The 24,240-nt window shown below is 61.6% G+C and carries 25 protein-coding genes and 1 tRNA gene; 16 read left to right on the plus strand and 10 right to left on the minus strand.

Annotated elements, in window-relative coordinates:
• Positions 1 to 22: 22 nt before the first annotated feature.
• Positions 23 to 517 carry an outer membrane protein assembly factor BamE gene (locus VJS46_RS07765; RefSeq protein WP_414707985.1) on the minus strand — a complete coding sequence of 165 codons (495 nt, stop codon included), beginning with the start codon at positions 515 to 517 and terminating at the stop codon, positions 23 to 25.
• A gap of 126 nt (positions 518 to 643) precedes the next feature.
• On the opposite strand from VJS46_RS07765, the gene VJS46_RS07770 reads away from it, so the two are divergent.
• Together VJS46_RS07770 and VJS46_RS07775 are read left to right on the plus strand one after the other, a co-directional pair.
• A complete protein-coding gene (locus VJS46_RS07770; protein ID WP_324059233.1) occupies positions 644 to 1,159 on the plus strand; it encodes a ubiquinol-cytochrome C chaperone family protein in 516 nt (171 codons plus the stop codon).
• Positions 1,156 to 1,677, plus strand: coding sequence for a DUF177 domain-containing protein (locus VJS46_RS07775; RefSeq protein WP_324059234.1), 522 nt, complete (start codon positions 1,156 to 1,158; stop codon positions 1,675 to 1,677). The genes VJS46_RS07770 and VJS46_RS07775 overlap by 4 nt, the downstream gene beginning before the upstream one ends.
• A 9-nt stretch (positions 1,678 to 1,686) precedes the next feature.
• Here the strand turns inward: VJS46_RS07775 and VJS46_RS07780 are convergent, their stop codons facing one another.
• The 4 genes from VJS46_RS07780 to VJS46_RS07795 form a co-directional block, all read right to left on the minus strand.
• Positions 1,687 to 2,445: a 3'(2'),5'-bisphosphate nucleotidase CysQ gene (locus VJS46_RS07780; protein ID WP_324059237.1), complete on the minus strand. Its 759-nt coding sequence runs from the start codon at positions 2,443 to 2,445 to the stop codon at positions 1,687 to 1,689.
• The gene (cysN, locus tag VJS46_RS07785) at positions 2,442 to 4,361 is read right to left on the minus strand and encodes a sulfate adenylyltransferase subunit CysN (RefSeq protein ID WP_324059239.1); all 1,920 of its coding nucleotides are present in this window, start codon (positions 4,359 to 4,361) and stop codon (positions 2,442 to 2,444) included. Before cysN ends, VJS46_RS07780 begins: the two co-directional genes overlap by 4 nt.
• A gap of 86 nt (positions 4,362 to 4,447) precedes the next feature.
• Positions 4,448 to 5,416, minus strand: coding sequence for a sulfate adenylyltransferase subunit CysD (gene cysD, locus VJS46_RS07790; protein WP_324059241.1), 969 nt, complete (start codon positions 5,414 to 5,416; stop codon positions 4,448 to 4,450).
• Positions 5,417 to 5,524: 108 nt separating this feature from the next.
• Positions 5,525 to 6,409 (minus strand): SMP-30/gluconolactonase/LRE family protein, encoded by an 885-nt coding sequence (locus VJS46_RS07795; protein ID WP_324059242.1) that lies wholly within the window; start codon positions 6,407 to 6,409, stop codon positions 5,525 to 5,527.
• Between the two features lie 91 nt (positions 6,410 to 6,500).
• Between VJS46_RS07795 and VJS46_RS07800 the strand changes: the two genes are divergently transcribed.
• From VJS46_RS07800 to VJS46_RS07830, 7 genes are all read left to right on the plus strand, one after another.
• Positions 6,501 to 6,944, plus strand: a complete 444-nt coding sequence (locus VJS46_RS07800; protein WP_324059244.1) for an acyl-CoA thioesterase — start codon at positions 6,501 to 6,503, stop codon at positions 6,942 to 6,944.
• Positions 6,945 to 7,003: 59 nt separating this feature from the next.
• Positions 7,004 to 7,675: a response regulator gene (locus tag VJS46_RS07805; protein WP_324059245.1), complete on the plus strand. Its 672-nt coding sequence runs from the start codon at positions 7,004 to 7,006 to the stop codon at positions 7,673 to 7,675.
• Positions 7,676 to 7,773: 98 nt separating this feature from the next.
• Positions 7,774 to 9,213, plus strand: a complete 1,440-nt coding sequence (gene leuC, locus VJS46_RS07810) for a 3-isopropylmalate dehydratase large subunit (RefSeq protein WP_324059247.1) — start codon at positions 7,774 to 7,776, stop codon at positions 9,211 to 9,213.
• Positions 9,210 to 10,058, plus strand: coding sequence for an N-acyl homoserine lactonase family protein (locus VJS46_RS07815; protein WP_324059249.1), 849 nt, complete (start codon positions 9,210 to 9,212; stop codon positions 10,056 to 10,058). Before leuC ends, VJS46_RS07815 begins: the two co-directional genes overlap by 4 nt.
• On the plus strand, positions 10,058 to 10,642 hold the full coding sequence (gene leuD / locus VJS46_RS07820; protein WP_324059251.1) for a 3-isopropylmalate dehydratase small subunit: 585 nt from the start codon (positions 10,058 to 10,060) through the stop codon (positions 10,640 to 10,642). The genes VJS46_RS07815 and leuD overlap by 1 nt, the downstream gene beginning before the upstream one ends.
• Positions 10,643 to 10,701: 59 nt before the next feature.
• Positions 10,702 to 11,238, plus strand: a complete 537-nt coding sequence (gene msrA / locus VJS46_RS07825) for a peptide-methionine (S)-S-oxide reductase MsrA (protein ID WP_324059253.1) — start codon at positions 10,702 to 10,704, stop codon at positions 11,236 to 11,238.
• A gap of 61 nt (positions 11,239 to 11,299) precedes the next feature.
• Positions 11,300 to 11,533 carry a hypothetical protein gene (locus VJS46_RS07830; protein ID WP_324059255.1) on the plus strand — a complete coding sequence of 78 codons (234 nt, stop codon included), beginning with the start codon at positions 11,300 to 11,302 and terminating at the stop codon, positions 11,531 to 11,533.
• Positions 11,534 to 11,595: 62 nt separating this feature from the next.
• Here the strand turns inward: VJS46_RS07830 and VJS46_RS07835 are convergent.
• The 4 genes from VJS46_RS07835 to VJS46_RS07850 form a co-directional block, all read right to left on the minus strand.
• Positions 11,596 to 11,671: transfer RNA gene (locus VJS46_RS07835), tRNA-Val, on the minus strand.
• 39 nt (positions 11,672 to 11,710) lie between these two features.
• Positions 11,711 to 12,766 (minus strand): winged helix DNA-binding protein, encoded by a 1,056-nt coding sequence (locus VJS46_RS07840; RefSeq protein WP_324059257.1) that lies wholly within the window; start codon positions 12,764 to 12,766, stop codon positions 11,711 to 11,713.
• Between the two features lie 306 nt (positions 12,767 to 13,072).
• Positions 13,073 to 13,315 carry a hypothetical protein gene (locus VJS46_RS07845; RefSeq protein ID WP_324059259.1) on the minus strand — a complete coding sequence of 81 codons (243 nt, stop codon included), beginning with the start codon at positions 13,313 to 13,315 and terminating at the stop codon, positions 13,073 to 13,075.
• 249 nt (positions 13,316 to 13,564) lie between these two features.
• Positions 13,565 to 13,930 (minus strand): glycine zipper 2TM domain-containing protein, encoded by a 366-nt coding sequence (locus VJS46_RS07850; RefSeq protein WP_324059261.1) that lies wholly within the window; start codon positions 13,928 to 13,930, stop codon positions 13,565 to 13,567.
• 295 nt (positions 13,931 to 14,225) lie between these two features.
• On the opposite strand from VJS46_RS07850, the gene VJS46_RS07855 reads away from it, so the two are divergent.
• From VJS46_RS07855 to VJS46_RS07885, 7 genes are all read left to right on the plus strand, one after another.
• Positions 14,226 to 15,491: a DUF418 domain-containing protein gene (locus tag VJS46_RS07855; protein ID WP_324059262.1), complete on the plus strand. Its 1,266-nt coding sequence runs from the start codon at positions 14,226 to 14,228 to the stop codon at positions 15,489 to 15,491.
• Between the two features lie 243 nt (positions 15,492 to 15,734).
• Positions 15,735 to 18,407, plus strand: a complete 2,673-nt coding sequence (gene acnA / locus VJS46_RS07860) for an aconitate hydratase AcnA (protein WP_324059263.1) — start codon at positions 15,735 to 15,737, stop codon at positions 18,405 to 18,407.
• 107 nt (positions 18,408 to 18,514) lie between these two features.
• Positions 18,515 to 18,787, plus strand: coding sequence for a type II toxin-antitoxin system ParD family antitoxin (locus VJS46_RS07865; protein ID WP_324059265.1), 273 nt, complete (start codon positions 18,515 to 18,517; stop codon positions 18,785 to 18,787).
• Complete coding sequence (locus VJS46_RS07870) at positions 18,777 to 19,082, plus strand: type II toxin-antitoxin system RelE/ParE family toxin (protein ID WP_324059267.1); 306 nt, start codon at positions 18,777 to 18,779, stop codon at positions 19,080 to 19,082. The genes VJS46_RS07865 and VJS46_RS07870 overlap by 11 nt, the downstream gene beginning before the upstream one ends.
• An 87-nt stretch (positions 19,083 to 19,169) precedes the next feature.
• Positions 19,170 to 20,387 carry an argininosuccinate synthase gene (locus tag VJS46_RS07875; protein WP_324059269.1) on the plus strand — a complete coding sequence of 406 codons (1,218 nt, stop codon included), beginning with the start codon at positions 19,170 to 19,172 and terminating at the stop codon, positions 20,385 to 20,387.
• Between the two features lie 71 nt (positions 20,388 to 20,458).
• Positions 20,459 to 21,805: a TldD/PmbA family protein gene (locus VJS46_RS07880; protein WP_324059270.1), complete on the plus strand. Its 1,347-nt coding sequence runs from the start codon at positions 20,459 to 20,461 to the stop codon at positions 21,803 to 21,805.
• Positions 21,798 to 22,586 (plus strand): 3'(2'),5'-bisphosphate nucleotidase CysQ, encoded by a 789-nt coding sequence (locus tag VJS46_RS07885; protein ID WP_324059272.1) that lies wholly within the window; start codon positions 21,798 to 21,800, stop codon positions 22,584 to 22,586. Before VJS46_RS07880 ends, VJS46_RS07885 begins: the two co-directional genes overlap by 8 nt.
• Before the next feature lie 65 nt (positions 22,587 to 22,651).
• Here VJS46_RS07885 and VJS46_RS07890 read toward each other — a convergent pair whose 3' ends face one another.
• A complete protein-coding gene (locus VJS46_RS07890; protein ID WP_324059273.1) occupies positions 22,652 to 24,133 on the minus strand; it encodes a phytoene desaturase in 1,482 nt (493 codons plus the stop codon).
• Positions 24,134 to 24,240: the final 107 nt, after the last annotated feature.

Raw genomic sequence — 24,240 nt, forward strand, 5'->3', positions numbered from 1 at the left:
GGGATGACGATAAAAATAATCGTCAGGATCCGTTCGGACCAGGTCCAGTAGAATCCGATCCAGAGCCGGTTCCGGCAGCGCCCACTGCGCCAATATTGCCGAAAATCTCCTGGAACAGGCCGCGCTTCCGGCCAAGGGTCGGCGTCTTGTCGCTTTCTGGATCGATCTTGGCGACGAGATCAAGGCCGGTCTTGTCCACTGCAACGACATTTCCAGCCTGATCGAAGCGAACACGCAGCACCGTCTGGTTCACTGGCTTGGGCTTGGAAAAGGCCAGTTGCCGCGTGTCGCGGGCGACATAATACCATTCGCTGCTGTCGAATTGTCCCGCGAAACTGGGGCGGCCCAGAGTCCGTTCTACCGACGCCTTGTTGTCGACACCCGGCTGGACCGAGTCCACGAGCAGATTGTCGACGATATAGCCCTGATGCGCGCGCACCCGGGCGCAGCCGGATGCCAGCGGCAAAAGGGCGAGTGCGCCTGCGACCATGGCAAACCGCGCAATGTTGAGGCGCATCAAATTCTCCCGGAACACCAACATATCCGCCGCCAGCCATTGCATTGGCGGCCGGGGCAATCAATATGGAATCTCGCCCGGGCATACAAGCCCGCCATTTTCCACTTGCCGGACCCCTGTCGCCAAATGTCCATTCTCAGCCGCCTGTTCGCCAAAACCGACCCGCGCGAAGCCATGCGCCCGCTTTACAACGCAGTGGTGATGCGGGGCAGGGAGGCGCACTGGTATGCAGACGGCGCGGTGCCGGATACGCTGGATGGCCGTTTCGACATGATCGCCGGAGTGCTTTCCTTCGTCCTGCTGCGGCTGGAGCAGGAGGCGGACCGCAAGCAGGAAAGCGTCTGGCTGACCGAGATTTTCGTGGATGATATGGACGGCCAGCTTCGCCAGATCGGCATTGGCGACATGATCGTAGGCAAGCATATCGGCAAGATGATGAGCGCGCTCGGCGGGCGGCTTTCCGCTTATCGCTCGGCCCTCACGGGTACTGACGGGCTGGAGGAAGCGCTTTTGCGGAACCTTTATCGCGGCAATGCTCCCGGCGCTCATGAGGTGAGGCATGTCGCGCAAGCGCTCGCCGCCTTTTGGGAAGCGCTGCAGGTGACTCCGGCGGAACCTTTGCTGGAAGGAAGGCTGCCATGACGGCTCCTGAATTTTCCCGGCCTGAGTCGCTCGACAAGATTGGCCGCAGCAGCAAGCCCGTTCATATAGAGGCGACGGCGGAGGAACGCGCGGCGCTCAGCCGCCGCTTCGGACTTGTGGCGCTCGACCGCCTGGCGGCCGATTATCTCCTGGAAAAGGACGGCGAAGCCATCATAGCCAGGGGCCATATCGAGGCAGAGCTTGCCCAATCCTGCGTCGCGAGCGGTGTTCCCGTGCCGGAGCGGATCGACGAGCCCTTTGCCATTCGTTTCGAGCGGGAGGCGGCTGCATCAGGCCCGGATGAAGAGGTTGAGCTCAGTTCGGACGATTGCGACGTTATCTTTTTTGCCGGCGACCGGATCGACATGGGAGAGGCCGTCGCCGAGACATTGTCGCTCAGCATGAACCCCTATCCCCGGTCGCCCGACGCGGACAGTGTGCTTCGCGAGGCCGGTGTGCTGAGCGAGGAAGAAGCAAGCCCCTTCGCAAAACTGCGCGAGCTTACCAGGAAGGGTTGACGGCCAGTCCTAACCGAGGCCGGCCTTTGCCGCAGCCAGTGCCTCCATCACTTGCGCCACATGTTCGGGGCGGCAAATCAGCAAGTCCGGCATATAGGTGTCGCGCTGGTTGTAAATGAGCGGCGAACCGTCAATGCGTGAACAGTGCAGGCCATGCGCTCTGGCAACCGCGACGGGCGCGGCGCTGTCCCACTCATATTGGCCGCCGGTGTGAAGGTAGATGTCTGCTTCCCCGCGAACCACCGCCATTGCCTTCGCCCCCGCAGAGCCCATGGGAAGCAGCTCTGCCCCAATGGCCTCTGCCACGGTCAGCGCCTCTGCGGCGGGGCGGGTCCGGCTGACGAGCATCTTGAGCCTGTGATTGGGGGGCGGGATAACGCCTGGCTGATCGGTGCGGAGGACAAGGCCAAGGGCCGGAAGCGCCACCGCGCCTGCGACCGGCACTCCGTCGATGGTGAGCGCCACATGGACGGCCCAGTCGGTCCGGCCCTCGCCATATTCCCGCGTTCCGTCTACCGGATCGATGATCCACACGCGCGACTTGGAAAGCCGTTCGGGCGTGTCCTTGCTCTCCTCCGAAAGCAGACCGTCTTCCGGGCGCTGCTCGCGAAGGGCGCTCATGAGGAACTGATTGGCGGTTTCGTCTCCAGCCTTCCCAAGCGCCTTCCCCGGCAGCAGGCCCGACCGGAGCACGGCGAGCAGAATCTCGCCCGCGCTTGCAGCCAGTCGCGCGGCCAGCTCTGCATCCGAAAGCGGAGCCTGCGTCAAATCACCGGGCTCCAGCTACCCAGCACATGATCAACGATCAGGTCGGCGGCTTCCTCCGGCGACATCCTGGTGGTGTCGATCCTGATTTCGGGGCTTTCCGGCGGCTCATAGGGGCTATCGATGCCGGTGAAGTTCTTGAGCTGACCGGAACGCGCCTTTTTGTAAAGGCCCTTCACGTCGCGCTTCTCGGCCTCGGCGAGCGGCGTATCGATGAAGATTTCGACGAACTCTCCTTCCGGCAACATTTGCCGGACCATCTGCCGTTCGGCCTTGAAGGGCGAGATGAAGGCGGTAAGCACGATAAGGCCGGCGTCGGTCATGAGCTTGGCCACCTCGCCCACGCGCCGGATATTCTCCACCCGGTCCCGCTCGGTAAAACCGAGGTCGCGGTTCAGCCCGTGGCGGACATTGTCGCCGTCCAGAAGGAAACTGTGTTTGCCCATCGCAAACAGCTTTTTCTCGACCAGGTTCGCGATGGTCGACTTGCCTGATCCTGAAAGCCCGGTGAACCAGAGCAGCTTCTGCTTCTGTCCTTTTTGCGCGGCATGGGCATCGCGGTCGATGTCGACGGATTGCCAATGGATGTTCTGGCTGCGGCGCAGGGCGAAATGGATCATGCCCGCCGCCACCGTCCGGTTGGACATGCGGTCGATGAGGATGAAACCGCCCAGATCCGGATTGTCGTTATAGGCTTCGAAGGGAAGCGGACGGTCGAGCGAAATGTTGCAGATACCGATGGCATTGAGCGCAAGCGTTTCCGCCGCTTCATGCGCCATGCTGTTGATGTTGACCTCATATTTGGGCTTTGTGATCGTTGCCGTCACAATCGAGGTGCCCATTTTCATGAGATAGGGGCGGCCCGGCAGCATGTCATGATCGTCCATCCACACGACCGTGGCCTCGAACTGGTCGGCCACTTCGGTCGGCGCATCGGCCGCCGCAATCACATCGCCGCGCGAACAGTCGATCTCATCGGCGAAGGTCAAGGTGACGGACTGCCCCGCGACCGCTTCCGCAAGATCGCCATCGAACGTGACGATCGACCTTATGGTGCTGGTCTTGCCCGAAGGCAGCACGCGGATCGCATCGCCCGGACGAACGGTGCCCGAGCCGATCAGGCCCGAAAAGCCCCGGAAGTCGAGATTGGGGCGATTGACCCACTGCACCGCCATGCGGAAAGGCCGCCGCGCCATGAGGTCGCTGTCGAGTTCGACCGTCTCCAGATGCTGAAGCAGCGTCGGACCCTCGTACCAAGGCGTATTGCCGCTTCGGGCCGTGATATTGTCGCCCTTGAGGCCGGAGATCGGGATCGCGAGAAAGTCTTTGATCCCAATGCTGCTGGCAAAGGCGCCGTAATCTGCGACGATCTCATTGAAGCGGTCTTGCGAATAGCCGGCCAGATCCATCTTGTTGATGGCGAGCACCACATTGCGGATGCCGATCAGGTTCACAAGATAGCTGTGCCGCCGCGTCTGGGTCAGCACGCCCTGCCGCGCGTCGATCAGGATGACGGCGAGGTCAGCGGTCGATGCGCCGGTCACCATGTTGCGGGTATATTGCTCATGCCCCGGCGTGTCGGCGACGATGAACTTGCGTTTTTCGGTCGCGAAGAAGCGATAGGCAACGTCGATCGTTATCCCTTGCTCCCGCTCGGCGGCAAGTCCGTCGACCAGCAGAGCGAAGTCGATATCCTGCCCCTGCGTGCCGACGCGTTTGCTGTCCGCTTCGAGCGCCGCAAGCTGATCCTCGAAGATCATCTTGCTGTCATAGAGCAGGCGGCCGATCAGGGTCGACTTGCCGTCGTCCACCGATCCGCAGGTGATGAAGCGCAGCAGGCTCTTATGCTGGTGCTGCTCCAGATAGGCATCGATGTCCTCGGCGATGAGGTCATCGGTCTTGTATATGACGTCGGTCATGTCTTACTCCGTCGTCCCGTAGGAGGCGGCCCGGCTTCCTTGATTTGCGGTGAGGACGGCCAAGCGGGACAAAAGGTGAGGGCGCATCAGAAATAGCCCTCCTGCTTCTTCTTCTCCATGCCCGCGCCGCCTGCATCCTTGTCGATTGCGCGGCCTTGCCGTTCCGAGGTGGTGGTGAGCAGCATTTCCTGAATGACTTCGGGGAGCGTCCGTGCCTCGCTCTCCACCGCGCCGGTCAGCGGATAGCAGCCAAGCGTGCGGAAGCGGATGGAGCGTTCGACGGGCACTTCCCCGTCCCCTAGCGGGAAGCGTTCATCATCCACCATGAGCAAGAGGCCGTCGCGTTCCACCGTCGGACGGGGAGCAGAGAAATAGAGCGGCACGATCTCGATCCCTTCCAGATGGATATATTGCCAGATGTCGAGCTCGGTCCAGTTGCTGATCGGGAAGACGCGCATGCTCTCCCCCTTGGCCTTGCGGGCATTGTACAGCCGCCACAGTTCGGGCCGCTGGTTCTTGGGATCCCAGCGGTGATTGGCCGAGCGGAAGGAAAAGATACGCTCCTTGGCGCGGCTTTTTTCCTCGTCGCGCCGGGCGCCGCCAAAGGCGGCGTCAAAGCCATATTTATCGAGCGCCTGCTTCAGGCCCTCCGTCTTCCACATATCTGTGTGCAGCGCGCCATGATCGAAGGGATTGATCCCTTTCTCCATGGCTTCCGGGTTATGATAGACAATGAGTTCCATCCCCGCCTGACGCGCGGCCTTGTCGCGCAAGGCGTACATGTCGCGGAATTTCCAGGTCGTATCGACATGGAGGAGGGGGAAGGGCGGCGGCGAAGGATAGAAAGCCTTTTTCGCCAGATGCAGCATGACCGCACTGTCCTTGCCCACGGAATAGAGCATGACGGGCCGCTCTGCTTCGGCCACAACCTCGCGCATGATATGGATGCTCTCTGCCTCCAGGCGTTGGAGATGAGTGAGATTGCTTGCTGTCATCAGGTCTTCTTCATCATTCTTTCGAGCAGGGAGCGCCCTGCGGCCGCGCCCGCTTAACATCGGCCTTTGCAGGCTTTCCACCAAGAAAAACTATGGGGCACTTCGATATCTCTTAGCTGCCCCTCTGTGTTCCCTCTCCCACTGGAGAGGAAAGCGGACCGGCCGCTCCTAGCCCCATCGCCGGAATGGAACTTCCGCAACGCCGGGCACGTTCACCTCGAAACTGAAGATGCTGCCTGACAGAGGGTCCTGCTCCAGGGCTTCCGCCGACAGGCCGGTTCGCGCCGTGGTGACAAAGGCGGTGCAATTGTCCGGGCCGCCGAAGCAGATCATGGTCGGGCGGGGAGCGGGGAGGGGGACCTCTTGCAGGACTGCTCCTTCGGGCGACAGGCGAACCACTCGTCCCCCGTCGAAAAGCGCGGTCCAGTAGCAGCCTTCGGCATCGACCGAAGCGCCGTCGGGCCGGCCTTGCCCCAAGGGAAATTGGTGGAAGATACGGCTGTTGCCGAGGCTGCCCGATGCTCCGTCGAAATCATAGACCCTTATGGTATGGCTTGGCGTATCGGCGAGGAAGAAGCGCTTTCCGTCGGGCGAGAAGGCAGCTCCGTTGCAGGTGAGCATGCCGCCTTCCACCTCCACTATCGATCCGTCGCCATTCAGCCTGTAGAGGGCCGCGTCCCGCATCGACTTGGTCATATTGACGCTTCCGGCCCAGAACCGGCCTTGCGGATCGACACGTCCGTCGTTGAAGCGAAGGTCGGCCTGCCCTGCAAAAATTTGCGGCCCGAACGGCTCCGGCTCGGCATGGAATTCGGGCAGCAGCGCAAAGCCGTCCTTCATCGCCAGGATAAATCCGCCTTCCTCCATGAAGGCAAAGCAGCCGACGGGATCATTGAACATGCGGCATTCGTCCCTGCCGGTATCGGGATCCAGGCGATGCAGCTCGTTGCAGGCAATATCGACCCAATAAAGCCGCTGTTCGCCCGCATGCCAGCGGGGCCCTTCGCCGAGTTCCGCCCGGGCTTCAAACACGCACCGCAACTTCTGTGTCATAACTGCCTCAGCTTCGGAATTTTGGCCGGGATTATTTCCATTTTGCCTCTCGCGGGCTATCTCCACAATAGGCGGATAGGAAAGGACAGGCATGGCAAAGCCGGAAAGCTGGCGTCTCGAGGTTGAAAACTACCCCTTCCAGGTCGTGGTGAGCACTCGCTATCAGGACCTGGACGTGATGGGTCATGTCAACAATGTCGCGATGGCAGCGATGTTCGAGACCGGCCGCATCCACTTTCATCATTCCTTGGGACAACATCCCCGGGACAAGGGCGTCCGCTGGCTGGTGGCTGCCGTCGACATGGCTTATGTGAATGAGGCCCATTTCCCTGAGGACATGGTGATCGCCAGCGGTTTCGGCCGTATCGGGACAACGAGCTGGCATATCTATTCCGCCGCTTTTCAGGACGATGAATGTGTCGCGGTTTGCGACACGGTCATGGTCGCCCGTGGACCAGAGGGCCGCCGGATCATTGGCGACGACATCCGCGAGATGATGCAGGCGCATTTCGCAAAGCCGGATCGCGAAGGCTGAAGCGTTCCGCTGGCCCTGAACCCTATCCTGACGGGACTGTTAACCATTTGTAAGTCAGCTTGCGCCTAATTTTCCCCGGCGGGCTCAACAAGGCAGAAGCGATGGGTATTTTCAGGCGAGACGGCATGTCGGGCGGGCAGGGGCCGGGAACCGAACAGGTGGCTGATGAGCCCGGTCTCCAGCGCCGGATAAGAATGCTTGTCGTTGATGAGGATCCCACCGCGCTCAGCGTCATGAGCCGCCGCCTGACGCATATGGGCCATGACGTGGTGCTTGCGGAAAATGGCTTTGTGGCGCTCAGCCTGATGCAGGCGCAGCGATTTGACGTCATCCTGATCGACATGATGATGTCGATGCTGCCGGGCGTCGACACCATGAAGAAGATGCGGGCATCGGGGCTGCTGGCGGGGGCCATGATCATCATGATTTCCGGCCGGAGCGAAAGCCACGCCGCAGTGGTCGCGCTTTCCGAAGGGGCCGACGATCATATCGTCAAACCCTTTGACTTTGACGTGCTCGACATCCGTATCCGCCGTTTGGTGGCCCGGGCGGAGGAAATGAACCAGCTTGCCCGCCACAATGCGCTCCTTGACGCGCGGATCGCCCGCCGTGCCATTGAGCTAGGGGAGACGCGGGCGGAACTGGAGGCGCTTCACGCCGACCGGACACGGCTGGTGCAATCCATTCAGGCGCTGCATGACGAACTTCAGCGGCTGAGTGCCGGAAACTGAGGCGGGTACAAGTGCGGCTGGTTTCCCGCAGTAAAATTAGCAGACCGCAAAGCGCAATTTCCTTTGCTTGCGCCCCATGAAAGGTTAGTGACCCAGCCATGACTGGACCGCTGACGCTTTACGAGAAAATCTGGAACGCCCACATGGTTGACCGGCGTGAGGATGGCACCTGCCTTATCTATATCGACCGGCACCTCGTCCATGAAGTGACGAGCCCCCAGGCTTTTGAGGGGCTTCGCCTCGCCGGACGCAAGGTTCGCCGTCCCGACCTGACGCTTGCGGTGCCCGATCACAACCTGCCCACCACGCCACGTGTGGACGCGGCGGGCAACCGCATTCCGATCGATGATCCCGAAAGCGCGCAGCAGCTTGTGGCGCTGGAGCGTAATGCGCCCGAATTCGGCATCAAATATATCGGCCCGACGGATGTTGAGCAGGGCATCGTCCATGTGATCGGTCCCGAGCAGGGCTTTACGCTGCCAGGAACGACGCTGGTCTGCGGTGACAGCCACACGGCCGCGCATGGCGCGCTGGGTGCGCTCGCCTTTGGTATCGGGACCAGCGAGGTGGAGCATGTGCTTGCCACCCAGACCCTGCTGCTCAAACAATCGAAGACGATGCAAATCCGCGTCGATGGCGTGCTTGGCTTTGGCGTCAGCCCCAAGGATTTGATCCTCGCGATCATCGGCAAGATCGGCACTGCCGGCGGGACCGGCTATGTCATGGAATATCGCGGCAGCACCTTTGACGACATGTCGATCGAAGGACGCCTGACGGTTTCGAACATGTCCATCGAAGGCGGCGCGCGTGCGGGCCTGTTTGCGCCGGACGAAAAGACTTTCGCTTATTTGAAGGGCCGTCCGATGGCTCCCAAGGGTGCCGACTGGGATGCCGCCGTCGCCTATTGGAGAACCCTGCCAACAGATGAGGGCGCGCGGTTCGATACCACCGTGACGTTGGACGCTGCCGACATCGCCCCCAACGTCACCTGGGGCACTAGCCCCGAAGATGTCGTTCCCATCACGGGGGCGGTCCCCGATCCTGATAGTTTTACCGACGTCTCCAAACGGGCGGCTGCGCTCAAGGCGCTGGACTATATGGGCCTGCACAAGGGGCAGCGGATGGAAGATGTGGCCGTTGAGCACATCTTTATCGGAAGCTGCACCAACAGCCGGATCGAGGATCTGCGCGCCGCCGCTTCGGTGGTGAAGGGCCGCCACCTGGCGGATTCGATCAAGCAGGCGCTGGTCGTGCCTGGCTCCGGCCTAGTCAAGCGCCAGGCCGAAGCAGAGGGGCTTGACCGGATATTTACCGAAGCCGGGTTTGAATGGCGCGAGCCCGGCTGTTCGGCTTGCCTGGGCATGAATCCCGATAAGGTGCCGAGCGGCGAGCGTTGCGCATCGACCTCCAACCGCAACTTCATGGGGCGGCAGGGGCCGGGTGCCCGGACGCATCTGGTCTCGCCCGCCATGGCCGCCGCGGCGGCAGTGACCGGGCATCTGACGGACGTACGCGAATTGATGGGGAATGCCGAATGAAGATGGCGCTTTACCTGCTCATGGCGGGAACCTTGGGCAGCGGCTTCATGGCCTTGGCCGCCGCGCCGCCGGCAGCCCCCGAAGTAACGCTGACCCGTCTGGATTGCGGCAAGGTGCAGGTCAATGACCTGAACGTCTTTTCGGATACCAAGGCCTATACCGGCCAGACAAAGACCCTGACCGTCAGCTGTTACCTCATCAGGCACGGTAAGGATTATCTGCTCTGGGACACCGGCCTCCCAGCCGCGCTGAAGGGTGCCGCCCTGAAGCAGGATGGGCCGATGTCCCCCACTCTGCAAGCGACCTTGCCCGAGCAGCTTGGCCGGCTGGGCGTGAAGCCCGAGCAGATCAGCTTTGTCGGCATCAGCCATTATCATTTCGATCATAGCGGGCAGGCGGCAAGCTTTCCTGCTGCTACATTGCTGATCGGCAAGGGCGACTGGGACGCGCTGCGCGCCGACCCGCCCGCATTTGGGATGGATGCCGCATTTTTTGCACCCTGGATCAAGGGCGGCAGCAAATCGGAGTCTGTCCTTGGCGATAAGGATGTTTTTGGTGACGGCACGGTCACCATGCTGGACATGCCGGGGCACACGCCGGGACACCATAGTCTGCTGGTCAGGCTGAAGGACAAAGGGCCGGTGCTGCTGACCGGCGATGTGGCGCATTTCCAAGAAAATTATGATCGGGACGGCATCCCTTCCTTCAACATCGACCGCGCCGACAGTCTGGCTTCGCTTTCCCGGTTCAAACAGTTGGCCGCCAATCTGAAGGCCACGATTGTCATTCAGCATGAACCACAGGATGTTGCAAAGCTCCCCGCGTTCCCGGAGGCCGCACGATAATGGACGCCGTTTCGACAGTTGAAGGCCGCGCCTATCCATTCGGCATGAAGAATGTCGATACCGACATGATCATCGCGGCCAAATGGCTGAAGACGATTAGCCGCAGTGGTCTGGGCGCCGGCGCTTTCGAGGGGCTGCGGCAGGACCCGGACAATGTGTTCGACAACCCAGAATATAGGGGCGCCCCGATTCTGATCGCGGGCGACAATTTCGGCTGCGGATCAAGCCGTGAGCACGCGGCCTGGGCCCTTATCGACATGGGCGTGAAAGCAGTCATCGCTCCCAGTTTTTCGGACATTTTTTCGGGTAACGCCTTCAAGAACGGGATACTGACCGTCGCCTTGCCGCAGGAGGCAATCGACCGCCTGCTGGAGGTTGCGAAGACTGACCCGGTCCATGTCGATCTTGAAACGCAGACGGTGACGACGCCGTTTCAGGACCGGTTCGAATTCGCAATCGATCCTTTCCGCAAGCATTGCCTGAGCGAGGGGTTGGATGAGATCGGCCTTACGCTGGAGCAGGATGCCACCATTGGGCGTTTCGAGGCCAAGGAGCCTTCCTGGCTGAGGCCGTTTGCGGCCTGACTGGAAGAAGGCTTCGCCGCATCCTATCTTGCTCCCGCACATCAAGATGAGGGCAGGATATGGCGCAGGAAATAGCGACGCTGGCGGGGGGATGCTTCTGGTGCACCGAAGCCGTGTTCAACAGCCTAAACGGCGTAAGCAGTGTCGAGAGCGGCTATATCGGGGGCATACGTCCCGATCCTGCCTATGAGGAGGTCTGCACCGGCGCCACCGGCCATGCCGAAGCGATCCGCATAGTCTTCGATCCTGAAGAGATCGGCTATGGCGATCTGCTCGACATATTCTTTGCGACCCATGATCCCACAACCCTCAACCGGCAGGGCAATGACGTGGGCACGCAATATCGCTCCGCCATCTTTCCGCATTCGCCGGAGCAGGAACAGGAAGCACGTGCCGCGATCGAGCGTGCCAGTGCGGATTGGCCGGCCCCCATCGTCACAGCGATCGAGCCGCTGTCCACCTGGTATCCTGCCGAGGACTATCATCAGCGCTATTGGGACCGGGTGGGGACACAAAACGGCTATTGCCTTGCCGTCATTCCGCCCAAGCTCCAGAAACTGAGCCGGAAATTCGCCCAGAGAGTGAAGGCGGACTGACCCGCGTTCATCAGGTGCTCATGGTTTCATGATAGGTCCGCAGGGCCAAAGGGAGACACCCATGAAGATGCTATTCGTCCTTTCCGCTGCGCTGCTGCTGCCTGGCTGCATCGCCAAGACTGCTCTTGATGTCGCCACGATGCCCGTGAAGGCCACCGGCCAGGCCGCCGATTGGGCGACCACCAGCCAGGACGAAGCCGACCGCAACTATGGGCGTAAGATGCGCAAGCAGGAAGCGCAAGAGGCTCGCGAAAGGAAAAAGGCCTGCGAAGAGGCGGGCTATCAGGATTGTTGAAGAAGGCGGGTGTGGATTTCCAAAATCACACATGCCCCCGAGGGCATGCCTGACTTTGGAAATGGTGGGCGATGACAGGCTCGAACTGCCGACATCCTCGGTGTAAACGAGGCGCTCTACCAACTGAGCTAATCGCCCGATCCGGGGTTCTGCCTAATAGGGGATTCGCCGCAGGGGTCAAGCCATGATGGCTTTGGCCCCTTTCTTGGCGGCGATAAAATAGTTGGTCATGGCGTCCGCTGCTTTTTCGGACAGGGCGATAAAGACGCGGCGTCCATCTGCCGGATCCGCCTGACGCAGGAACAGGCCATTGTCCGTGAGCGCCCGGATCCAGCGCAGGGCGGTGGTGGCGGGCACGGCGGCGGCGATGCAAAGGCTTGATACCGATACCCGCTGGTTGGAGAGGCGGGCCGCCATCAGGTCGAGCAGCATGTCCCATGCGGGATCGGCGAACATCTCGGCAGGGAAGAATTGGTCGCGCAAGCGCCTCAGGCGAAGCAGGTCGCGTATCTCCCGTGCCGTAATCGGTGCTGCCGATGCCCTGCTCCGGGGAATGTCCAGGCCAGGCTCTCCCACATAAACGCCACTGTCCGGTTCGCTCAACCCGTCGGCGCCGGAAGAAAGATGCCCGCCCGGTATTTCCGTGTGGCCGGAGAGGCTCGCAAGGGTCCGGGCAATGCGGCTCACCTCTTCCGAAAGCCGCTGCAGCCGCAGGGCTTCGCTTTCCTGGCCAATGTCATGCAAGGCAGGCGGAGAGGCTGGCTGAACAGCCATGGCGATGGCGGCGGCCAGGTCCGATTCCCCGGCCGAGCACAGCAACTGGACGGTTCCGCAGTAGAGCGAACCGAAGGCCTCATCCAGAAGAACGGGGGAAACGGTCATGATTACGCAGGTGCCATCGGCATCGGCGAGCTGTTCCGCCCGGGCAAGCAGGCGCGTGAAGGCTGCACTTTCCTTTGCCGCCTGTACGACCAGGACGTTGACCGATGCAATGAGATCAAGCCGCTCCAGGCCCATTTGCAGGTCGAAAGCCCCCAGCAACCGCGCTCCGGCGCTTTCCGCCAGCTGGGCAAGTTTTTGCCGGTCTTCTGCTTCTTCGGCTATCACCAGCGCGGAGGGGCGGCCATCCAGCGCTCCGGCCAGGGCGCCTCTGAATGCTGCACTGCGCATAAGGCCATCCGCCCCGTCTGTGGCCCCGGCCGCAAGCCCGCTGATGATCCCCTGTTCGTCCACCTCATGCCTCCTGTGCTGCTTTTGTTCGCCGCTTATATGCCGGGACAGCAGTCTGCGTCGCTAGTCGCTTCTCTCCATTTCGGAGGAAAGGACCCCGAAATTACAGGAAGTAAGGCAAAAAATGTCAAGAAAATAGAGGATCGTTACGGAACCGCGAGATGCTATCGCTTCTGGATGGAACGGGAAGCGGCGGATGCACCCGTCCGATCCGGAAGGGACGAGGAATCCTCCATAATGGAGCAGATTTTGGTGCGGTGCAGCGAAGGACGCCTGACGGGTCCCGCCTGCCGCTACCTGCCGGTCAGTTCAGGCCGCGAGATGGCCCACCGCGAAGCGCGGCTCGCCCCCAAGGCTGCCCGAATAGCATTCCAGCGGCAGCGCCGTGCCGCAGAACGCACATTCGGCGAGCAGCCGGCCGACGATCCAATGGCTGCGGCCGCAGCCGGGGCAGTGATTATGCTCGTTGATGCGGTACATGATGTGGTAGCCCCGCAGGAAAGGATCGGCAGCAGATTTGTGCGTGGTGGTCTGGCCAAGATCGGGATGCATTGAAATTCCTCCCTTTCGTCACTTCAACAGACAACGATGCGCGGCGAACGGAGTTCCTCCCGCGATGAAAAGGTCGCCCGCATCGAACGGCGGACGCCGAATCATCGCGGTGCGACCCCATGAAAAACCACGCTTTCTCCCCGCGAAATGACCCATAGTGTATCCCAGAGCGGCAGGGGCAGATACGGCAATTTCGAGTTAGGATGGCGATTTCCCGCCTTGGGACGCTTTATGGTTAACCGCCGCCTGTCAGCAGCGGTCTCCCCGGTCCAGTTCCCGCCCGATCAGCGCGCCTGCGCCTGCGCCAATAACGGTGCCGGGCGTACGGTCGCCATAGCGGTCAACCTCACGGCCCAGGAGAGCGCCGGCCGCACCGCCCAGGATCAGGCCGGTCGTGCCGCTGCTCCTCTTGCAGCGTTCGGGCCGGTCATAGCTGTAGCGCCGCGGCTCAGAATAATAATGATCATGGTGGTGGCGCCGGTGCTTGCGCCAGTGACGGCGATCATCGTCATGGCCATGGTGCCAGCCGCGATCATGTGCCTGCGCCATGGAAGGCAGCCCGGCAGCGGCACTCGCTGCAAGAGCAGTGGCGAGAATGATTTTGCGCATTAACATATTTCTACTCCTCCCAAACAGGATGGCGAGGAGGCCATCCCTTTGTTCCGAGGGCCATATTCCACAATGCTGATGGCGCGAATCTGAACATCGCTGTCAGGTACCGTTAAGCATTCGGGCGTCGGAACGAAGCGCGCCCAAACCTCCGCGCACGACCGGATACCGCGAAAAAATGTAGGAAAATTCGCCAATGAAAGGCCGTTCAACACCCTGATAGGATCATGGCGGGGCGGAATGTCTCCATCGGGGCGTGAAACATTTTTCAGGGGGGCCGAACAATGTCTCCAGAGTTGCCATGATGCCGACGGAGCTGGTCCCGGAACTTGGCCTGCTAAGATCCGAGCTTTCGCCGGCGCTTCGCGCGATGACGCGGACGCCGGGGAGCGAGGCGCGATCGGCGGGCCGGATTCTGTTGGTCGACTCCCTCAGGGGATTTGCCCTGCTGGGGCTCTTTCTTGTTCATTGCCTCGAATATTTCGAGCTTTACTGGCGGCATCCTGAACGAAGCCACATTCATAATGCGGTGGACCTTGTCTTCGCCGACAAGGCCTATGCCGTCTTCGCCTTGCTGTTCGGGCTCAGCTTCTTCCTCATCATGGACCGGCAGGCACGGAAGGGGGTGGACTTTTCCCGCCGTTTTGCCTGGCGGCTCCTGCTTCTGGCGGGCATAGGCTATCTCTACAGCCTTATTTATGTGAGCGAGATCTTGCAGGTGCTTGCGCTCCTGGGGCTCAGTCTTTTGCTGTTCAACAAGATGGCCAGCCGTTCGCTGCTGATCCTGTCCTTTCTATTCCTTCTGCAACCGCATCTGCTGTTCCTTGCCCTGAGCGCCTTTTGGGACGGGGGCCGCGACGCCTCTCCCGTCCAATGGGCGGCGCTATATGCAAGGGCGGCGGATATATTCGCGCAAGGAAGCTTCTGGCAGGTGGCTGAGTTCAACCTGTGGCAGGGACAAATGTTCAAATGGTTCTATATTATTGAGTCTCCCCGCATTGCCTCTTTCGGGACGCTGTTCATCTGGGGGCTGTTGCTGGGCAGGATCGGCTTTTTCGCCGCGCGGAAGCAATATCTGCCGCAAAGGCGGTGGATCCTGACCTTTTCGCTGGTCGCTGCCGCTTTGCTATATGCCGGGAAAACAGATTTCGAGGCCAGTCCTCTGCTGGTGGGAAGCGGCAATCCCAGAATATATCTGCTCATGGTGCTGGAAAGCTGGCTTGCCATTGCCGTTGCCATCTCGGGGGTCCTGATTTTCATGGAAGCCTATGAGTTCCGTCCGCTCCGGCGTTTGGCGGTCCTCCTTGCCCCTTGCGGCCAGATGAGCCTCACCATCTATGTGGCTCAGGGTCTGCTCTGTGTACCGCTTTTTTACGGATATGGCCTTGGATGGTATCAGCATATCGGTCAGGAGCGGGCGTTGTTGTTCGGCCTTTTGACATTTGCCGCCATGGCTTGGGGTGCGCGCCTTTGGATGCGGCATTTCCGCTATGGCCCGCTGGAATGGTTGTGGCGCTGCGGCACCTATTGCAGCTTGCGGGTGCCGCTGCGGCGCAGCCCAGCCTGAAATGAGGCGCGGCACCGGCGGCAAAAGCCCTGGGCGTCCGCATCACCATTTTTCCCCGCTTCCCAACCTCCACAACCCTTGCTAAGGGCCGCGGGACTCATTCGAGCCGGTGCCAGCGGCTGGGGGTGGAAATGCAACGGGGCCTCTTTCCATCATACCTGATCCGAACTCCCCATGGCATCGCCACACCAACCGACCGGGCCAGGCCTGCATCCTGTCCTGGTGCTGTGAAAGGTTTCGCACATGACTGCAATCGGACAGGACACGCTCGGCACAAGGGAAACCATGAATGTCGGCGGCAAGAGCATTGCTTATTATTCACTGAAGAAAGCCGCAGCCAAGCTGGGCGATGTGTCGCGCCTGCCTTTCTCCATGAAGGTGCTGCTGGAAAATCTGCTGCGTTTCGAGGACGGTAACACGGTTACCGTCGAGGATATCCAGGCGATTGTCGATTGGCAGAAGGACCGCAAGTCCGAGCGCGAGATCCAGTACCGTCCGGCGCGTGTGCTTATGCAGGATTTTACCGGCGTTCCTTGCGTGGTTGACTTGGCCGCCATGCGCGACGCGATGAATGCGCTCGGTGCCGACGCCAAGAAGATCAATCCGCTGGTTCCTGTGCACCTCGTGATCGACCACTCGGTGATGGTGGACGAATTTGGGTCGCCCAAGGCTTTCGCGGACAATGTGGAGCTGGAATATCAGCGCAACGGCGAACGCTATGAGTTCCTGAAATGGGGCTCGAAAGCGCTCGACAATTTCAAGGTGGTTCCTCCGGGCACCGGCATCTGCCATCAGGTGAACCTGGAAAATATCGCGCAGGCTGTATGGACTTCGACCGATGCCGCCGGTGCGACGGTCGCCTATCCCGATACCTGCGTCGGCACCGACAGCCATACCACGATGATCAACGGCCTCGGCGTGCTCGGCTGGGGCGTGGGCGGTATCGAGGCGGAAGCGGCGATGCTCGGCCAACCGGTCTCCATGCTGATCCCCGAAGTGGTCGGCTTCAAGCTGACGGGTGCGCTGCCCGAAGGCATCACCGCCACTGACCTGGTGCTGACCGTTACGCAGATGCTGCGCGCAAAGGGCGTGGTCGGCCGCTTCGTCGAGTTCTACGGGCCGGGCGTGTCCTCGCTGAGCCTTGCCGACCGTGCGACGATCGCGAACATGGCGCCGGAATATGGCGCGACCTGCGGCTTTTTTCCCATCGACGGCAAGACGCTCGATTATATGCGCCTCACCGGCCGCACGGAGGAGCAGGTGGCGCTCACCGAGGCCTATGCCAAGGAGCAGGGCTTCTGGCTCAACACCGACGCTGCCGATCCGGTCTTCACCGATACGCTGGAACTCGACATGGGCACCGTCCAGCCGAGCCTCGCCGGGCCCAAGCGCCCGCAGGACAAGGTGATCCTGTCCCAGGTCGACGACGTCTTCAACGCCGACCTCACCAATGTCTACAAGAAGGCGCTGGCCGAGCGCGTTCCGGTGGAAGGCGCCAGCCATGACATCGGCGACGGCGACGTCGTCATCGCCGCGATCACGAGCTGCACCAATACGTCCAACCCCTCCGTGCTGGTCGCTGCCGGCCTTGTCGCCAAGAAGGCGAACGAGAAGGGCCTGACCCGCAAGCCTTGGGTCAAGACGTCGCTCGCACCGGGATCGCAGGTCGTCACCGATTATCTGGCCAAGGCCGGTTTGACCGAACATCTGGATGCCATCGGCTTTAACCTGGTGGGCTATGGCTGCACCACCTGCATCGGCAATTCGGGTCCGCTCGCCGCGCCGATCAGCGCCGCGATCAACGGCAACAACATCGTCGCCGCGTCGGTCCTGTCGGGCAACCGCAACTTCGAAGGGCGCGTCAGCCCTGACGTGCGCGCGAATTTCCTGGCTTCCCCGCCGCTGGTGGTCGCCTATGCCCTGAAGGGCACGGTCACGACGGATTTCGTTGAAACGCCCATCGGCCAGGGTTCGGACGGGCAGGACGTGTATTTGAAGGACATCTGGCCCTCCAACGACGAAGTCCGCGCCGCCATGGACGCAGCCATCGACGCCGACATGTTCAAGGCGCGCTATGCCAATGTGTTCGACGGCGACGACAAGTGGAAGGCGATCGACGTCACCGGCTCTGACACCTATATGTGGCGCGCCGGTTCGACCTATGTCGCCAACCCGCCCTATTTCGAGGGCATGAGCATGACCCCGGCGCCGGTGTCCGACATCATCGAAGCCAAGCCGCTGGCGATCTTCGGCGACTCGATCACCACCGACCACATCAGCCCGGCCGGCTCGATCAAGGCGGCCTCGCCCGCTGGCCAGTATCTGATGGAGCATCAGGTCTCCCAGGCCGACTTCAACAGCTATGGCGCGCGCCGCGGCAACCATGAGGTCATGATGCGCGGCACCTTCGCCAATATCCGCATCAAGAATGAGATGCTGGACGGCGTCGAGGGTGGCGTGACCAAATATGACGGCGAAACCATGCCGATCTATGACGCCGCCATGCGCTACAAGGCCGACGGAACGCCGTTGGTGGTGATTGCGGGCAAGGAATATGGCACCGGCTCCTCCCGCGACTGGGCGGCCAAGGGCACCAACCTGCTCGGTGTTCGCGCAGTGATCGCCGAGAGCTTTGAGCGCATCCACCGGTCGAACCTGGTCGGCATGGGCGTCCTGCCGCTGCAGTTCGCCGAAGGCACCGACCGCAAGACGCTGGGCCTCACCGGCGATGAAACCTTCACCATCCAGCATGTCGCTGGCCTGAAGCCCCGGCAGATGGTGGACGTGATCGTTGCCCGCAAGGACGGCAAGACCGAAACCTTCCAGGCGCTTTGCCGCATCGATACCGCGAACGAACTGGATTATTTCTTGAACGGCGGCATTCTGCCCTACGTGCTGCGCAAGCTGGCTGCCTGAGGTTCAGGGCTCAAGAAACGCCAAAAGGCTCTCTCCGGTAACGGAGGGGGCCTTTTCTTTGGGACTGCGCCAGATTATATGACAAAGTCATAGCGGAGTCCCTTGCCATGACCGAACGATCCTCGAAACCTGTCACGGTCACGTTGGGCGGCATGGCTTCGCGAGCCCAGGCACTGGTCGATTCCGGCCGCTATGCCTCGATGAGCGAAGTGGTACGCGCAGGCCTGCGCGCCCTTGACCGGGAGGAAGCGGCGCTCGACCGGATGCTCAAGGCGAAGATTGAAGAGGCTTTGGCCGACCCGCGTCCCCCAATCCCAATGGAAGAAGTCTTCGCCGAATTGCGTGGTCGCCACCTGAAGCGGACTGGCCGTGGGTCATAGGATTGTCTGGCATCAACAAGCCCGATCCGATCTTCTCGCCCTCTATGACTGGATAGCTGACCTGGCTGACCCCGATACGGCGTTTTCCTATACATCGAGAATCGAGGACATGTGCGCCAAGTTGACTAACTTCCCGGAACGCGACACGCCTCGCCCCGATCTTGCGGAGAGGGTGCGTACCATATCCTTTGCGCGGACAGTCATTATTGCTTACCGCGTGGGCGAAGACGCCGTAACGGTCCTCCGCATCATATCCGGCGCCCGCGACATGGAGCGCCTCTTCGAGGAAGAATAAGCCCCACAGTTGCACGAATCCCCCGCCCCTGATAGGCGCGCGCTGTTTCGCCCTGTGCGGCGCTCCCACGCCTTGGAAAGAATAGAGATGAGCGAGAAGATCAATCGGATTGTGCTGGCCTTTTCAGGCGGCCTCGACACCAGCGTCATCCTGAAATGGCTGCAGCAGGAATATGGGTGCGAGGTCGTCACCTTCACCGCTGACCTGGGGCAGGGCGAGGAGTTGGAACCGGCGCGGGCGAAGGCGCGGCTGATGGGCGTCAAGGAAGAGCATATCTTCATCGATGACCTCCGCGAGGAATTCGTCAGCGATTACGTCTTCCCGATGATGCGCGCCAATGCGCTTTATGAGGGGCTTTATTTGCTCGGCACATCGATCGCCCGCCCCCTCATCGCCAAGCGGCAGATCGAAATCGCGAAACAAGTCAATGCCGACGCCGTCAGCCATGGCGCGACCGGCAAGGGCAATGACCAGGTCCGTTTCGAGCTTGGCTATTATGCGCTGCAACCCGATATCAAGGTCATCGCGCCCTGGCGCGAATGGGATCTGACCAGCCGCACCCGGCTCATCGAATTTGCAGAAAAGCATCAGATTCCCATCCCCCGCGACAAGCGCGGCGAGAGTCCCTTTTCGACCGACGCCAACATGCTTCACACCTCGTCCGAAGGGAAGGTGCTGGAGGATCCGTGGGAGGAGGTGCCCGATTATGTCTATTCGCGCACGGTCAACCCGGAGGACGCGCCCGACCAGCCGGAATTCATCACCATCGATTTCGAGCATGGCGATGGCGTCGCCATCAATGGCGAGGCGATGAGCCCCGCGACGCTGCTCGAAACGCTGAACAGTTACGGCAAGAAGCACGGCATCGGCCGGCTCGATCTGGTTGAGAACCGCTTCGTGGGCATGAAGTCGCGCGGCATGTACGAAACGCCGGGCGGCACCATCTATCACCTTGCCCATCGCGGCATCGAGCAGCTTACGCTCGACCGCGGCGCCGCGCACCTCAAGGACGAGCTTGCCCCGCGCTATGCCGAGCTCATCTACAACGGCTTCTGGTTCTCGCCGGAACGGGAGATGCTGCAGGCCGCGATCGACTACAGCCAGGAAAAGGTGACCGGCACGGTGCGCCTGAAGCTGTACAAGGGCGGCGTCTATGTGGTCGGCCGCAAGTCGCCTCATTCGCTCTACAGCGAGAAGGTCGTGACCTTCGAGGACGATGCGGGCGCCTATGACCAGCGGGATGCGGCAGGTTTCATCAAGTTGAACGCCCTGCGGCTGCGGCTGCTCGGACGGCGGGACCGATAGGGTCGATCCTTCCTTTGCTGGCTCCGCAGACAGCCTTTGACGTCAGCCTCTTTCGGGATTAGGGCACTTTCATGCTCAGCCTAGAAGAAGCCCAGCAGCGCGCCGAACAGATTGTCGAAATGGCGCGCGCTATAGGCGCTGATGCCGCCGACGCCATTTATGTTTGCGATGCGTCCACCCAAGTGCAGATGCGCCTTGGCGTCCTGGAGGATGTGGAGCGGTCAGAGGGCGAGGAAATCGGCCTTCGCGTCTTTTCCGGCCAGCGGTCCGCTACGGTCTCTTCGTCCGACATGTCCGCTGAGGCCCTTTCCAGGCTGGCGGAGCGGGCGCTCGCCATGGCGCGGGAGGCGCCGGAGGATCAGTTTGCCGGGCTCGCCCCGGAAGAATTGCTGCTGCGCAGGAAGGTCAATGGCCTCGAACTCGCGGACGATGAGGATCCTGAGCCCGCCCATCTCAAGGAACGTGCGCTGATCGCCGAGGACGCGGCGCGAAGCGTCATGGGCGTCACTAATAGCGAGGGCGCGGGCGCAAGTGCCGGACGCAGCCACATCGCGCTGGCGACGAGCCACGGCTTTTCCGGCAGCTACGCCGGTACTTCGCATAGCTGCTACGCCAGCGTCCTTGCGGGCGAAGGTTCGCGGATGCAACGGGACTATGCCAGCCACGGTGTGCGGCATCTTGCCGATCTGGAACATGCCGACAGCATAGGGCATCGCGCAGGTCAGCGGGCGGTTGCCCGGCTGGACCCGATCAAGATCGAAAGCGGCCAGATGCCAGTGATCTTCGACCCGCGGGTGGGCTCCAGCCTGATCGGACATTTGATCGGCGGAATTGTCGGTGCAGCCATTACTCGCAAGGCGAGCTTCCTGCTCGAAAGGCTCGGGGAGCGCATTTTCGGCGAGGGCATCAATATCATTGACGATCCCCTGCGGACGCGGGGACTGCGCTCCCGGCCCTTCGACGGGGAAGGGCTGCCGACGAAACCGGCGCATCTGATCGAGAATGGCGTGCTGACGGGCTGGTTGCTCGATAGCGCTTCGGCCCGGCAATTGGGTTTGCAGCCCACGGGGCACGCCACGCGCGGGACAGGCGGCGCGCCCGGGGCTAGCGCCACAAACGTTCATCTTGAGCCAGGCTCGATGACTCCGGGCGAACTGATGGCCGATGTGAAGCGCGGCATCTATGTGACCGAATTGATCGGCATGGGCGTCAACATGGTGACTGGCGACTATAGCCGGGGCGCGTCGGGCTTCCTGATTGAAAATGGCGCCACTGGACCGGCAGTCGCGGAGATCACCATCGCGGGCAGCCTGCTTGACATGTTCGCCAACCTGACTGCCGCCTCTGATCTGGAATTCCGCTATGGCGTGAATGTGCCGACGCTTCGCATTGATGGAATGACGGTCGCGGGTGGCTGACCCGCTGCTCGACCAGGTTGCCGCCGCCGTCATGGAAGCGGCGGACATGGCGATGGCCCTGTGGCAGCCAGGCGAGTCCCGGGTGAAAAACTGGGAAAAGTCACCAGGACAGCTCGTCTGCGAAGTCGATCTGGCGGCGGACCGGCTGCTGCGGGAGCGGCTCAGCGCGATCGATCCTGACGCCGCCTGGCTTTCTGAGGAAACCGCCGACGATCTGGTGCGGCTTGAACATGACCGCATCTGGCTCGTCGATCCCATTGACGGCACGCGGGATTATCTGCGCGGCCGGCCTGGCTGGGCGGTTTCAGTGGCCTTGGTGGAGCATGGAGAGCCTGTGCTTGGGCTGCTGGCAGCGCCTGCGCGGCAGGAGTTGTGGACCGCGCGGCGCGGCGCTGGGGCTTGGCGCAATGATGTGCCCTTGATCGCAAGCTGCCGTGCGGCCCTCGCTGGCGCGCGCGTGCCCGCCGACCAATTGCCGAAAGCGGATCGCGATCTGACCGCTGTTCACAAACCCAATAGCATAGCGCTGCGCATGGCCATGGTGGCCGCCGATGAGGCGGACCTGGTGGCGACGATCCGCTGGGGCAATGAGTGGGACATCGCCGCCGCCATGCTGATCGCTCAGGAAGCAGGCGCTCATGTGACCGACGCGCTTGGGCAGCAATTGCGCTTCAACAGGGAACATCCGACGGCTTTCGGCGTGCTGTGCTGCGCGCCAGCCATTCATGACGCCGCGGTGCAGCGGCTGTCCGGCAGGGCAAGGGAAATTCTGGACAAATGAACACGCCGTCCTTGCCGGTGCAGGGACGAAGAAAGGTTCAGTAATCCTGCCGCCCCGGCGGGCAGTTACAGCCGCAGATCCTCGATCATGAGCCCCGCGGTTGCCTTGGCGCTAGCCACCACGCCCGGGATGCCGGCTCCGGGATGGGTGCCCGCGCCGACAAAATAGAGGTTATGGATCATATCGTCCCGGTTGTGCGTGCGGAACCAGGCGCTTTGCGACAATATCGGCTCCAGGGAAAAGGCGTTGCCCAGATGGGCATTGAGGTCCTGCGCAAAATCGGGCGGAGCGTAGTGGAAGCTGGTGACGATGCGGGAGCGGATGTCAGGGATCAGCCGCCGCTCGATCTCATCCAGAATCCGCTCCTGATAAATCGGGCCCATCTGTTGCCAGTCGATGGGCAGCTTGCCGAGATGCGGAACGGGTGCCAGCGCATAGAAGGTGGAGTGCCCCTCCGGCGCCAGGCCGGGGTCGGTCACGGTCGGATGATGAAGGTAAAGCAAAAAGTCCCGCGCGAGTACGCCATGCTCGTAAATGTCCTTGAGCAGGCCCTTGTAGCGCGGACCGAGCAGAATCATGTGATGCGGAATGCCGGGCCAGGTCCCCTTGATCCCGAAATGGACGATGAAGAGGCTTGGCGACCAACGCTTGCGCGCCAGCGCCTCCGTCTGGCGGCGGCCGCGGACGGTATCGCCGAGAAGGTCGCGATAGCTGTGCATGATGTCCGCATTGCTGGCGACCGCGTCGAACCTGTCGCTCCACCCCGACCGGGTGCGGAGCCCGGTCGCCCGGTCGCCCAATGTCTCGATCTCTTCCACAGGGTCGCCAAGCCGCAGGACGCCGCCGATCCGCTCGAACTGGGCGACCATTCCCGCCACCAGCCGATTGGTCCCGCCGTGGGCGAACCAGACGCCGCCATCCCGTTCAAGCTTATGGATGAGCGCGTAAAAGGCGCTCGCTGTCAGCGGATTGCCGCCGACGAGCAACGTGTGGAAGCTCAGCGCCTCGCGGAGCTTGTCGTGCTTCACGAAGCTCGAAACCATGGAATAGACCGATCGCCAGGCCTGGTGCCGTGCGAGCTTGGGCACGGCACGGACCATGGATGTGAAGTCAAGGAAGGGCGTCGCCCCCAGCTTCACATAGCCTTCCTCATAGACACTGGCGGAATAGTCCAGGAAGCGCTGATAGCCAGCGATGTCTGCAGGATTGAGCTTCGCTATTTCATGACGAAGCGAAAGCTCGTCATTGCTATAGTCGAACTGTGTGCCATCCGGCCAATTCAGCCGGTAAAAGGGCGTGATCGGATGGAGCGCGACATCTTCGGCCATGTCATGGCCGGTGAGACGCCAAAGTTCGGCAAGGCAGGCGGGATCAGTGATGACCGTGGGGCCCGCATCAAAGGTGAAGCCGTCCTTTTCCCACACATAAGCACGCCCGCCGGGGCGATCGCGTGCTTCTATCACTGTCGTGGCTATCCCCGCCGACTGCAGCCGGATCGCCAGCGCGAGACCCCCTATGCCAGCTCCGATAATGGCGGCTTTCTTCACGCTGCCTTTTCTCCAAGGGCCGCTCGAGCACGACCGGCCGGCACTGGCGGCTTGCGGCTCAGAATAGGGGACCTGTCTGCCATGGTCGAACGCCGGGCATAAAAGCG

Origin of the sequence: Rhizorhapis sp. (assembly GCF_035276005.1) — a bacterium.
Classification (GTDB): domain Bacteria; phylum Pseudomonadota; class Alphaproteobacteria; order Sphingomonadales; family Sphingomonadaceae; genus Rhizorhapis.